We start from the raw sequence: 11,962 nt of genomic DNA, 5'->3' as shown, positions 1-11,962 counted from the left end.
GCACGACGGTCAACCTGGCGGCGCGGCTGACGGCCATCGCGCGGCCGGGCACGATCCTGGCCGACAGCGAGCTGGCCGCGGGCCTCGCCGGGGCGTCCGGCGTCGACCTGGTCAAACTCCGCCGCCGTCCCGCGCGCGGGCTCGGCGTGGTGGAGCCGTATGTTCTGAGGAGATCCAGCCGAGAAAGTTGAGGTGCGGGACATGCCGTACGAAGTCCAGGGCGTGGTGGCGCGCGGCAAGGGAGAGGCGGTGACGCTGGAGACGGTCGTCGTGCCGGACCCCGGACCCGGCGAGGCGGTCGTCAACGTGCAGGCCTGCGGCGTCTGCCACACCGACCTCCACTACCGGGAGGGCGGCATCAACGACGATTTCCCGTTCCTGCTCGGCCACGAGGCCGCGGGAGTCGTCGAGGCGGTCGGCGAGGGCGTGACCGAGGTCGAGCCCGGCGACTACGTGATCCTGAACTGGCGGGCGGTGTGCGGGCAGTGCCGCGCCTGCCTGCGTGGCCGGCCGTGGTACTGCTTCAACACCCACAACGCCGCGCAGAAGATGACCCTGGCCGACGGCACCGCGCTCAGCCCGGCGCTCGGCATCGGGGCCTTCCTGGAGAAGACCCTCGTGGCGGCCGGGCAGTGCACGAAGGTCAACCCGGCGGCCAAGCCGGCCGTCGCCGGCCTGCTCGGCTGCGGCGTGATGGCCGGCCTCGGGGCCGCGATCAACACCGGCGGCGTCACACGGGGCGACACGGTCGCGGTGATCGGCTGCGGCGGCGTCGGCAACGCGGCCATCGCGGGCGCGCACCTCGCCGGAGCGCGGACGATCATCGCCGTGGACGTGGACGAACGCAAGCTCGACTGGGCCCGCGGCTTCGGCGCCACGCACACCGTCAACTCGCGGGACACCGACCCGGTGGAGGCGATCCGCGACCTGACCGGCGGGTTCGGCGCGGACGTCGTGATCGAGGCGGTGGGCCGCCCCGAGACCTACAAGCAGGCCTTCTACGCCCGCGACCTCGCCGGGACGGTCGTGCTGGTCGGCGTGCCGACCCCGGAGATGCAGCTCGAACTGCCGTTGCTCGACGTCTTCGGCCGCGGCGGAGCGCTCAAGTCCTCCTGGTACGGCGACTGCCTGCCCAGCCGGGACTTCCCCATGCTGATCGACCTCTATCTGCAGGGCCGGCTCGACCTCGACGGGTTCGTCACCGAGACCATCGGCCTCGACCAGGTCGAGGAGGCCTTCGGCAAGATGCACCGCGGGGAGGTGCTGCGGTCGGTCGTGGTGTTCTGATCGGGTTCCGGGGAGCCGGTCCTGGAAGGGGGCGGTGCCGTGTGGAGCGGCACCGTCCTCTTTTTCGTGCTTCGGGTCACATAGGCAAGCCTTACCAAAGTGAGTTATCTTAGGTATGCCTAACCTTCCTAATGATCCTCTGAGAGGCGACCCATGTACGTCTGCATCTGCCGCGCCGTCACCGAGAGCGAGGTGCACGACTGCATCGCCGACGGGGCGAGGACGGCCCGCCAGGTGCGGGATGCCACAGGGGCAGGGGGGGACTGCGCGTCTTGTGTCCGGAAGATCTGTGCGATCCTGAAACGGTCAGAGGACCTGGTAACCAGCGCATAGATCGAGGAAGCTACATGCAGGGCGACAAAGAGATCATCGCGCTGCTCAACGAGCAGCTCACCTCCGAGCTGACGGCCATCAACCAGTACTTCCTGCACGCGAAGCTGCAGGAGACCTGGGGATATACGAAGCTCGCCGCCATCACGCGGGCGGAGTCCATCGACGAGATGCGACACGCGGAGGAACTCACCGACCGGATCCTGTTCCTGGAGGGTCTGCCGAACTACCAGAAGCTCAACACCCTGCACATCGGCCAGACGGTCAGGGAGCAGCTTGAGGCGGACCTCGAGCTGGAGCTGGGCGTGGTCAAGCGTCTGCGGCCGGGGATCGCCCTCATGCGGGAGCGGGGAGACATCACCTCGGCGACGCTCTTCGAGCGCATCCTGGCCGACGAGGAGCACCACATCGACTATCTGGAGACCGAGCTCGGCCTCCTGGAGAGCCTGGGCGAGCAGCTGTACCTTCAGCGGTACGCCGAGCCGCCGTCGTCCTCCTGAGCCGTCATACCCGGGGCTGCACGGGAATTCAGATGGACAACGCCCGCCGTCATCGTTTCGGCGGGCGTTTTTCATGCCCTCATCCGATTTCCTGCGACGATGTTCTAAATGGTCGAGAATAGGGTAGAAGATCGCGTCGCTTGCGTGCTGACTATCCCGGATTTATCAGTGTTTGCCCAGGTCAATTGATGGGTCAACGACAAGTCAAAAGGCGCGCTGTAGCCGGGAAACGATCGCTTAAGGTCCTACGATCGCACCATGACCTGCGTACTTCTCGCCGAGGATGACACCTCGATATCCGAGCCGCTGGCGCGTGCCCTGCGCCGGGAGGGCTATCAGGTGGAGGTGAGCCCGGATGGCCCGCAGGCCCTGGAGAGGGCCTTGTCGGGGGGCGTCGACCTGATTGTTCTCGACCTCGGCCTTCCAGAGATGGACGGGCTCGAGGTCGCGCGCCGCATTCGCGCGGAGGGGCACGGGACTCCGGTCCTGATCCTCACCGCCCGCGTCGACGAAGTCGACACCGTCGTCGGTCTCGATGCCGGGGCCGACGACTACGTGACCAAGCCGTTCCGCCTGGCGGAGTTGCTCGCCCGCGTGCGGGCCCTGCTCCGGCGCGGAACCTCGGAGACCCCGGTGGTGCAAGGCGTCCGCATCGACGCCGACTCGCGCCGGGCCTGGATGGGAGACAAGGAACTGCACCTGACCACCAAGGAGTTCGACCTGCTGCGCGTGCTCGTACGGGACGCCGGCAAGGTCGTCACCCGTGAGCAGATCATGCGTGAGGTGTGGGACACGAACTGGTGGGGGTCGACCAAGACACTGGACATGCACATCTCGTGGCTGCGCCGCAAGCTCGGCGACGACGCGGCGAAGCCGCGGTACATAACGACAGTCCGAGGGGTCGGCTTCCGTTTCGAGCGCGAGTAGCCGCCGTGGGGCGGTTGCGGGGGAGGGGCTAGCACGTGCGCCGGCGCCTGCTTTCCTCCATGCTGCTCGTCGCGGTCATCGCGGTACTGCTGTTAGGCGTGCCCCTGGGCGTGGTCGTCGTGCGTTTGATCAACGACGAGGTCGCCCAGGAGCTCAGGACGGACGCGAACCGGCTGCTGCTCGGAGTGGAGTACTCCGTCAGCCAGCGGCAGGAGATCAGTCCCGACCAGCTCGCGCGGAACTACCCGGACCGATACCTCCAGGTGTTCGTCCGCGGGAACCCGCCGATCGTCGTGGGTGCGCCTCCTCCGGTGGGCCGCGACCTGACCGAGGAGGCGCGTTCCGAGAACGGATACGTACGCGTCAGCCGTGACGCGGCCCAGATCCAACAGGACACCCAGGCGCGGCTGGTGCTCATCATGGCGCTCGCCGTCGTGGCCCTCGGGGCCGCGATCGGTCTGGCCACCGTCACCTCGCGTCGCCTGAGCCTGCCGCTCCAAGATCTCACCAGGATCGCGGAGCGGCTGGGCTCGGGCGACGCCAGGCCGAGCAGGCACCGCTACGGCATCCCGGAGCTGGATCTCGTGGCCGAGGTGCTGGACCGCAGTGCGCTGCGGATCTCCGACCTGCTCGCGCGGGAGCGCGAGTTCGCGACCGACGCCTCCCACCAGCTGCGTACGCCGCTGACCGGGCTGAGCATGCGCCTGGAGGAGATCGTCGCGGCGGCCGACCAGCCCGAGGTGGTCCGCGAGGAGGGCGAGGCGGCCGTGGTGCAGGTCGAGCGGCTGACGGCGGTGATCGACGAACTGCTGGCCGCCGCCCGCAGGCAGCGGCACGCCCAGGCGGAGCCGATCGACGTGGACGACGTGGTGGGGCAGCAGATCGTCGAGTGGGAGCCCGCGTTCCGCCGGGCCCATCGGTCGCTGGTGCTCGCGGGCGACCGCGGCCTGCGCGCCCTCGGCACGACCGGCGGGCTCAGCCAGGTGCTGTCCACCCTGCTGGAGAACTCCCTCAAGCACGGCGACGGCGTACTGACGATCAACACATCGAGTACGGGCAGGTCTGTGGTGATCGAGGTGGCCGACGAGGGCCCGGGCATCCCGGAGGCCCTCGGCCACCGGGTGTTCGAGCGGAGCGTGAGCGGAGGAGGCGGCACGGGCCTGGGGCTCACCCTCGCCCGCGCGCTGGTCGCGGCCGACGGCGGGCGGCTGGAGCTCGTCAAGCGCCGCCCGGCGACCTTCGCCATCTTCTTACGGCACACCCGCGACAACGACCGTCACCGGGTGGTGAGCGGCCCCGCGTGACGGGGTTTCAGCGGGTGGTGAGGGGGTCGGCCTGTGCCTTCACCTCGGGGTGGGGCCGTACGCCGGCCCCATCCGCGCTCTGCTCGGTCAGTTCGGGGGCCGCCAGGAACACCCACTTCTTGTACGACCAGAGGCGGAACAGCGTGCCGATCGCCACGCCGACGGCCTGGGCGATGTTGTAGCTCAGGAGGTCGTGCATGCCCAGTGAGTAGGTCCTGAACCCAATGGTGATCATCGGCGGTATGAGCGCGATGCCGTTGAGCACGAAGAACAGGACGTACTCGCGCGCCAGGCCGCTCTGCTGGCGGTGGCGGTAGGTCCAGAAACGGTTGCCCACGTAGGCGAACGTGGCGGCGACGATTGTCGAGATGACCTTCGATTTGATCGGGCCCAGGCCGACGCCGAACGTCAGCAGGTTGGAACCGCCGAAGTCGATGACGAACGCGATCGCGCCCACCAAGCCGAACTTGATCAACTCGTGGATGAGCGTGGAGAACCGCTCGTAGGCGCTTCGAAGAAACTGCACGTCCCGTACGGTCCTTCCTGTTCAGCGGCCATGGTCGGCGGCGAGGTCTTCTCAGGCTACCGGTAGGAGGCACAAATCGGGGTCTTGCCGCAACCTTGGCCCGCTTCGTCCCAGGTCACCAAAGAACATTTCAAGAAAAATCCTGCTATCTGGGATGACTGGGCGCTCTTCGCACTACGCTCTCGCCCGACCAGGATCACTTCGTTCGGGGGCGCGCGCGTTCTGGAGGGGTGGCCTTTCATCGTGTTGCGGACAATCACGACCCTCGGTCTCGGCCTCGTCCTGCTCGCGGGGTGTGGGACCGAGGGCGTGCGCGAGACCCCGGCCGAGCCCGGTGACACGTCCCCGGCGACCGTCGAGGTCACCACGGCCGAGGCGCAGGCGGCCTTCGACGGCCTCGGCGACCTGTCCGAGGCCTGGAGGGACGAGGACTGCGCCAAGATCGAGCACCTGACGACCGGCGTGGAGAGCACCATCGGCGGCCGTGTCTGCGCGGCCGCGCGCGAGGGACTCGCCGTGCCCGGTCCGCCCGGCTACCGGGATCCGGAGTTCCTGCTGCCCGCCCGGCAGGACGGCGAGGACGGCGCCTGGTTCGCCGTGCTCGCCAGGAAGCCCGAGCCCGTCTACCTGGTCTTCGTCCGGGCGGACGGCCGATGGCGGCTCGGCGCCGGGCCGATCCCGGTCGTGGGGAAAACTCCCCGGGTGGTGGAGGGCGGTGTCGAGGGCGAGGTGACCGACGCCATGGCCGACCCGGCCGCGGCCGTCGGCGCGCGGCTCGCGCCCACCCGGCACGTGGCGTTCCTGACCGACCCCGCGGGGGTGAACGGAAAAGGGGTCAGCGGGGTGCGCTTCGCCTCCGGCGACCCCATGCGCGGCCTGCTCGCGGAACTGGTCCGGGCCCCCGGCAGGGTCCGCCCCGATCACCTGTCCACGGACGTGCGCATCGAGGGACCGGCCCGCGCGCTCGCGCTGCCCGGCGGCGGGTCGCTGGTGTTCCACGCGTTGCGTGTCGTCTTCACACAGAAGCCCGGCTCCGGCCGTTCCTCCCTGGCCCATCCCCGCTACCGGAGCGCCGACGTACGCGCCTTCACGGGCGGCACGTCCACGTCCGTCACCGGCAGTGAGATCCTCGTGCTGGCCACCAAGGTGGCGAAGGACAACACGATGACGACGGTCGGCATGCGGCGGGTCCTCGCCGATCTCACGGCGGATTCCGACGAGGGCTCCGGCTGACGGTTCTTCGCGCGCAATAGGTAGGCTGACGTGTCGTGAACAGCCCGAACGTTCCCCCTTCGAAGCCCGTGACCGCGCCCGTGGTGGGCATGGTCGGCGCGGGCCAGCTCGCGAGGATGACGCAGCAGGCGGCCATCGCGCTCGGCGTCGACCTGCGCGTGCTCGCGAACACCCGTGACGAGAGCGCCGCCAAGGTGATCGTGGACACCCGGCTCGGCGACTACCGCGACCTGGCCGACCTCCGGGAGTTCGCCAAGGGGTGCGACGCCGTCACCTTCGACCACGAGCACGTGCCGACCGAGCACATCCGGGCCCTGGCCGCCGACGGGTACGCCGTGCACCCCGGGGCCGACGCCCTGGTCCACGCGCAGGACAAGGCGGTCATGCGGGAGCGGCTCACCGCGATCGGCGCGCCGTGCCCGGCCTGGGCCCGGGTGAGCGACGTGGCCGGCGTCGAAGCGTTCGCCGCGGAGCATGGCTGGCCGGTGGTGCTGAAGGCCGTACGCGGCGGCTACGACGGCCGGGGCGTGTGGGTCTGCGCCTCGCCCGAGGAGGCGCGCGAGGCGCTCGCCACCGGTGTCGAGATGCTGGCCGAGGCGTTCGTCCCGTTCGAGCGGGAGGTCGCCGTGCTGGTCGCCCGGTCCCCGCACGGTCAGGGCGTCAGCTATCCCGTGGTCGAGACCGTCCAGAAGGACGGCATCTGCGTCGAGGTCATCGCGCCCGCGCCGGACATGAGCGAGGAGGAGGCGGGCGACGCCCAGCGCGTCGCGCTCACGATCGCCCGCGACCTCGGCGTGACCGGGCTGCTCGCGGTCGAGATGTTCGTCACGAAAACCGGGCTCGTCGTCAACGAGCTGGCCATGCGCCCGCACAACAGCGGCCACTGGACGATCGAGGGCGCCCGCACCTCGCAGTTCGAGCAGCACCTGCGGGCCGTGCTCAACCTGCCGCTCGGGTCGCCGTCGATGGCCGCGCCGGTCGTCGTCATGGCCAACCTGCTCGGCGGACCCGACCCCGATGTGTACTCCCGGTACGAGCACGTGCTGGCCAACGACCCGGGCATCAAGATCCATTTCTACGGCAAGGACGTCCGGCCCGGCCGCAAGATCGGGCACGTCACCGCCCTCGGGACCGACCTCGACGAGGTGCGGGCCCGCGCTCACCACGCCGTCACCTGCCTGAGAGGACCTGAGGATGCCTGACGTCGGGATCGTCATGGGGAGCGACTCGGACTGGCCGGTGATGCGCCAGGCCGCCGAGGCGGTCGCCGAGTTCGGCGTGTCCTTCGAGGCCGACGTGGTCTCCGCGCACCGGATGCCGGCCGAGATGATCGAGTACGGCTCCCGTGCGGCCGGGCGCGGACTGAAGGTGGTCATCGCGGGCGCGGGCGGCGCGGCCCACCTGCCGGGCATGCTGGCCTCGGTCACCCCGCTGCCCGTGATCGGCGTCCCGGTGCCGCTCAAATACCTGGACGGCATGGACTCGCTGCTGTCGATCGTCCAGATGCCGGCCGGGGTGCCCGTGGCCACCGTCGCCGTCGGCGGGGCCCGCAACGCGGGACTGCTCGCCGTACGGATCCTGGCGGCGTCGGACGAGGGGCTGCGGCGGCGGATGGAGGAGTTCCAGGCCGCCCTCCGGGACCAGGCGCACGCCAAGGGCGAGCGGCTGCGCGCCGAGGCGGCCCAGCTCGGTCGGTAGGCGGCGCCGGTAGGCAGCCCGGGGTCAGTAGGGGGACTCGGTCAGGGGCGGCCGAGGGCGCGGTAGTCCCAGCCGGCGTCCCGCCAGGTCTCCGCGTCGAGCGCGTTGCGGCCGTCGACCACGACGCGTGCCGCGACGATCGCTCCCAGCTCCTCGGGGTCGAGGCCGACGAACTCCTGCCACTCGGTGAGCAGCAGCACGACCTCGGCCCCCCGGGCGGCCTCCATGGCCGATTCGGTGTACCCGAGGTGGGGATGGGCCGCCCGCGCGTTCGGCAGTGCCACCGGGTCGTAGACCGTGACCTGCCCGCCCTGCTCGGCGATCTTCACGGCCACGTCGAGCGCCGGCGAGTCGCGGATGTCGTCGGAGTTGGGCTTGAACGCCGCTCCCAGCACCGCGACCCTGCGACCGTCGAACGCCCCGCCCAGGACCTCCCGGGTGAGCTCGACCGTCCGGGTGCGGCGCCGCAAGTTGATCTCGTCGACCTCGCGGAGGAAGGCGAGCGCCTGCGCGGCGCCCAGCTCGTCGGCTCTGGCCGTGAACGCCCTGATGTCCTTCGGCAGGCAGCCGCCGCCGAAGCCGAGGCCGGGGGCGAGGTACCTGCCACCGATCCGCTCGTCGTACGACAGCGCCTGCGCCAGCTGCGTGACGTCGCCGCCGGCGGCCTCGCAGACCTCGGCCATGGCGTTGATGAACGAGATCTTCGTGGCCAGGAACGCGTTGGCGGCCGACTTCACCAGCTCGGCCGTGGCGAAGTCGGTCACCACGATCGGGACCTCGCCCAGGGGCGCGTAGACGTCCCGCAGCACCTTCTCGGCCCGCTCGGAGGCGACCCCGAGGACGATCCGGTCGGGGCGGAGCGTGTCCTGCACCGCGAAGCCCTCACGCAGGAACTCGGGGTTCCAGGCCAGCTCCACCTGCATGCCGGCGGGCGAGAGCCGTACGAGCTTGTCCGCGAGGCGCTCGGCGGTGCCGACGGGCACGGTGGACTTGCCCACGACCAGGCACTCGCGGTCGAGGTAGGGGGCCAGCGACTCGACCACCGCGTCGAGGTAGGAGACGTCGGCGGCGTACTCGCCCTTCTTCTGGGGAGTGCCCACACAGATGAAGTGGACGTCGCCGAACCTCGCCGCCTCCTCGTACGAGTTTGTGAAGCGCAGCCTGCCCGAGTCGAGGTTGCGGCGGAGCAGCTCCTCAAGGCCGGGCTCGTGGATCGGCAGCTCACCGCGCTGCAGCCGTTCGACCTTGCTCTGGTCCACATCCAGACCGAGCACTTCGAAGCCCAGTTCGGCCATGCACGCCGCGTGCGTAGCACCCAGGTATCCGGTCCCCAGCACAGTGAGGCGGTACGGCACGGCATGCTCCCCTCTTACCGACTCTTTGTGATCTGGCATGGTACCGGCCCAGTCAACTGCCCTGTGAGCCACCTGGGCAAACCGGCGCCCTGGCCCCCACGGTACGGCTCTCGGCCCGCCCGGTCGACGCCGGGCGATCCGGTTCCCCGCCCCTGTCAGGGAGTTCTGTCAGGAAGGCTGCCGTACTGACTGGTAACTTTCTAGTCGGACGTCCTAGTATCGCGCTATGAGCTTCCCTCTCTACGCGCCCGCTGAGGAGCACGACATGCTCCGCGAGACGGTCCGGGCCCTCGCCGACGAGAAGATCGCCCCGCGTGCCGCGGCGGCCGACGAGAACGAGGAGTTCCCCTGGGAGGTCTACAAGGACCTCGTCGCCGCCGACCTGCATGCCGTCCACATCCCCGAGGCGTACGGCGGGGCGGGTGCGGACGCGCTCGCGACCGTGATCGTGATCGAGGAGGTCGCCCGCGCGTGCGCCTCGTCGTCGTTGATCCCGGCCGTCAACAAGCTGGGCACCGTCCCCCTGCTGCTGTCGGCGTCCGAGGAGCTCAAGCAGCGCTACCTGACGCCGGTCGCGCGCGGGGAGGCCATGTTCTCCTACGCCCTGAGCGAGCCGGAGGCGGGCTCGGACGCCGCCTCGATGAAGACCAGGGCCCAGCGCGACGGCGACCACTACGTGCTCAACGGCACCAAGATGTGGATCACCAACGCCGGCGTGTCGGAGTACTACACGGTCATGGCCGTGACCGACCCCTCGGCCGGCGCCCGGGGCATCTCCGCGTTCGTGGTGGAGAAGGACGACGAGGGCGTGTCGTTCGGACCCAAGGAGAAGAAGCTGGGCATCAAGGGCTCGCCGACCCGTCAGGTCATCCTGGAGAACGTCCGCATCCCGGCCTCGCGGATGATCGGCGAGCCGGGCACCGGGTTCAAGACCGCGCTGGCCACGCTCGACCACACCCGCGTCACGATCGCCGCGCAGGCGCTCGGCATCGCCCAGGGCGCGCTCGACTACGCGGTCGGGTACGTCAAGGAGCGCAAGCAGTTCGGCAAGCCGATCGCCGACTTCCAGGGCCTGCAGTTCATGCTCGCCGACATGGCCATGAAGCTGGAGGCCGCCCGGCAGCTCACCTACGCCGCCGCGGCCAAGTCGGAGCTGGCCATGAACGGCACCCCGGTCAAGGACCTCACGTTCTTCTCCAGCGCCGCCAAGTGCGCCGCCTCCGACGCCGCCATGGAGATCACCGTCGACGCCGTCCAGCTCCTCGGCGGGTACGGGTACACGCGCGAGTTCCCGGTCGAGCGCATGATGCGCGACGCCAAGATCACCCAGATCTACGAGGGCACCAACCAGATCCAGCGCATGGTCATGGCCCGCCAGCTCCTCAAGTAACCCCTGACGTGCGAGAACCTCGCCTGACCGATTCGGCGGGCGGGGTTCTCGGCGGACTGAGTGGTCTGCGGGCGCGGAAGGCGCGTCAGCACCAGCGGATTCAGATTTCCCGCCGGATCTGCAGCACGGTGTCCAGATTGTTTAGATAAATGCGGCGGTTGGGGTGGTCGGCGGCGGTGATCCGGACCGCCTGCTGGAGTAGTTGGATCGCCTCGTCCAGGTCCGCCGTCGTTCCGGTGCGTTCGAACCGACTCTGCAGCGCGCCCCCCAGATTGGACAGGTACATGGCGCTGCTGGGGTGGTCGGCGGGGATGGTCCGGACCGCCTGCCGGAGTTGTCGGATCACCTCGTCCAGATCCGCCATCACGCCGGTGCGGTCAAACCGGTATCGCAGCGCGATCCCCAGATCGTTGAGTATCGCGGCACGGGCGGGGTGGTCGGCGGGGGCGGTCTGAACGGCTTGGCGCCCCCATCGGATCGCCTCGTCCAGGTCCGTCATCGCTTCGGTGCGCTCGAACCGGGTCTGCAGCAGGCTTCCCAGGGCGTGCAGGTACATGGCGCGGTCGGGGTGGTCGGCGGGGATGGCCTGCTCGGCCTGCTGGAGTCGTCGGATCGCCTCGTCCAGGTCCGTCATCGCTCCGGTGCGCTCGAACCGGGTCTGCAGCATGGTCCCCAGGTTGAACAGGTACATGGCGCGGACGGGATGGTCGACGGGGGTGCTTCGGACCGCCTGCTGGAGATACTGAATCGCCTCGTCCAGGTCCGTGATGGCTCCGGTGCACTCGAACCGGGTCTGCAGCGCGATCCCCAGATTGGATACGCGCACGGCACGATTGGAGTGATCGGCGGGAGTGGCGCTCAGGATGCGCCGCCACAGCTGAATCGTGGCCGACAGCATTTCCGGATCAGCCGTGCCGCGCACCCACCCGAGGAGTTCTGTCGCGGTGGGAACCGCTTGTTCGGCCAGGATGGGCAGCAGCGGTTCGGGCAGGAGTTCGCTGCCGTGCCTGAATCGGGGAGCGAACGCCTCGATACCGTTCATGAAGCAAGGGGTGAACAGATCGATCGAGGCCTCCAGAGCCGCACGGTCCCGTCCTTTGGGCAGGGCCAGGTAGCGATACCAGTTCAGCCAGCCGAGCAGATGCATCACCTGCAGATCGGTCGCGTCGCCGCGGAGGGTCGCGACGAGTTGCTCGGCTTGCGCGACAGCGGCCTTTTCCAGCACCGGAGACAGGCTCCGTCCGGCGGTGACCCGTTGCAGCCGCTCCTGTAGCGCTTGCAGGAGATCTTCCCGCTCTGTCATAGGCCTCTCCTGATTCGCATACCGAAGAGGGACGCTAATGCCACATTAATCGCATAAACAGTGCTGCTGCCAATATGGTCACTATTTCCAGTGGCAGTCCCTTGTGTGC

12 protein-coding genes and 1 pseudogene are annotated in these 11,962 nt (G+C 69.3%); 10 read left to right on the top strand and 3 right to left on the bottom strand.

The window, feature by feature from the left end; translation table 11 throughout:
* The 6 genes and pseudogenes from AB0J39_RS15000 to AB0J39_RS14975 all read left to right on the top strand — a co-directional run.
* A pseudogene (locus AB0J39_RS15000) lies at positions 1 to 191 on the top strand (adenylate/guanylate cyclase domain-containing protein); the annotation flags it as partial.
* Between the two features lie 10 nt (positions 192 to 201).
* Positions 202 to 1,287, top strand: coding sequence for an S-(hydroxymethyl)mycothiol dehydrogenase (locus AB0J39_RS14995; RefSeq protein ID WP_363464437.1), 1,086 nt, complete (start codon positions 202 to 204; stop codon positions 1,285 to 1,287).
* 153 nt (positions 1,288 to 1,440) lie between these two features.
* A complete protein-coding gene (locus tag AB0J39_RS14990) occupies positions 1,441 to 1,620 on the top strand; it encodes a (2Fe-2S)-binding protein (RefSeq protein ID WP_142616586.1) in 180 nt (59 codons plus the stop codon).
* A 14-nt stretch (positions 1,621 to 1,634) separates the two neighbouring features.
* Positions 1,635 to 2,117, top strand: coding sequence for a bacterioferritin (gene bfr, locus AB0J39_RS14985; protein ID WP_363464436.1), 483 nt, complete (start codon positions 1,635 to 1,637; stop codon positions 2,115 to 2,117).
* Between the two features lie 258 nt (positions 2,118 to 2,375).
* Positions 2,376 to 3,044 (top strand): response regulator transcription factor, encoded by a 669-nt coding sequence (locus AB0J39_RS14980; RefSeq protein WP_030451323.1) that lies wholly within the window; start codon positions 2,376 to 2,378, stop codon positions 3,042 to 3,044.
* 35 nt (positions 3,045 to 3,079) lie between these two features.
* Positions 3,080 to 4,348, top strand: a complete 1,269-nt coding sequence (locus tag AB0J39_RS14975; protein ID WP_363464435.1) for an ATP-binding protein — start codon at positions 3,080 to 3,082, stop codon at positions 4,346 to 4,348.
* A 7-nt stretch (positions 4,349 to 4,355) separates the two neighbouring features.
* On the opposite strand, the gene AB0J39_RS14970 is transcribed toward AB0J39_RS14975, so the two are convergent.
* On the bottom strand, positions 4,356 to 4,874 hold the full coding sequence (locus AB0J39_RS14970; protein WP_363464434.1) for a GtrA family protein: 519 nt from the start codon (positions 4,872 to 4,874) through the stop codon (positions 4,356 to 4,358).
* A gap of 243 nt (positions 4,875 to 5,117) precedes the next feature.
* Between AB0J39_RS14970 and AB0J39_RS14965 the strand changes: the two genes are divergently transcribed.
* From AB0J39_RS14965 to purE, 3 genes are all read left to right on the top strand, one after another.
* Complete coding sequence (locus AB0J39_RS14965) at positions 5,118 to 6,107, top strand: hypothetical protein (RefSeq protein WP_363464432.1); 990 nt, start codon at positions 5,118 to 5,120, stop codon at positions 6,105 to 6,107.
* An 89-nt stretch (positions 6,108 to 6,196) separates the two neighbouring features.
* Positions 6,197 to 7,309 (top strand): 5-(carboxyamino)imidazole ribonucleotide synthase, encoded by a 1,113-nt coding sequence (locus tag AB0J39_RS14960; protein ID WP_363464439.1) that lies wholly within the window; start codon positions 6,197 to 6,199, stop codon positions 7,307 to 7,309.
* Positions 7,302 to 7,805: a 5-(carboxyamino)imidazole ribonucleotide mutase gene (gene purE, locus AB0J39_RS14955; protein ID WP_363464431.1), complete on the top strand. Its 504-nt coding sequence runs from the start codon at positions 7,302 to 7,304 to the stop codon at positions 7,803 to 7,805. Before AB0J39_RS14960 ends, purE begins: the two co-directional genes overlap by 8 nt.
* A gap of 41 nt (positions 7,806 to 7,846) precedes the next feature.
* Here the strand turns inward: purE and AB0J39_RS14950 are convergent, their stop codons facing one another.
* Positions 7,847 to 9,160 carry a UDP-glucose/GDP-mannose dehydrogenase family protein gene (locus AB0J39_RS14950; protein ID WP_363464429.1) on the bottom strand — a complete coding sequence of 438 codons (1,314 nt, stop codon included), beginning with the start codon at positions 9,158 to 9,160 and terminating at the stop codon, positions 7,847 to 7,849.
* 226 nt (positions 9,161 to 9,386) lie between these two features.
* Here AB0J39_RS14950 and AB0J39_RS14945 point away from each other — a divergent pair, with 226 nt between their 5' ends.
* Positions 9,387 to 10,550 carry an acyl-CoA dehydrogenase family protein gene (locus AB0J39_RS14945; RefSeq protein ID WP_363464428.1) on the top strand — a complete coding sequence of 388 codons (1,164 nt, stop codon included), beginning with the start codon at positions 9,387 to 9,389 and terminating at the stop codon, positions 10,548 to 10,550.
* Between the two features lie 100 nt (positions 10,551 to 10,650).
* On the opposite strand, the gene AB0J39_RS14940 is transcribed toward AB0J39_RS14945, so the two are convergent.
* Positions 10,651 to 11,853: a tetratricopeptide repeat protein gene (locus tag AB0J39_RS14940; RefSeq protein ID WP_363464426.1), complete on the bottom strand. Its 1,203-nt coding sequence runs from the start codon at positions 11,851 to 11,853 to the stop codon at positions 10,651 to 10,653.
* Positions 11,854 to 11,962 lie beyond the last annotated feature (109 nt).

The organism is Microbispora sp. NPDC049633, from assembly GCF_040675265.1.
GTDB classification, from domain to species: domain Bacteria; phylum Actinomycetota; class Actinomycetes; order Streptosporangiales; family Streptosporangiaceae; genus Microbispora; species Microbispora maris.
Note: the sequence above shows the minus strand (reverse complement) of the source record. Positions and strands in the feature narration are given on the sequence as shown.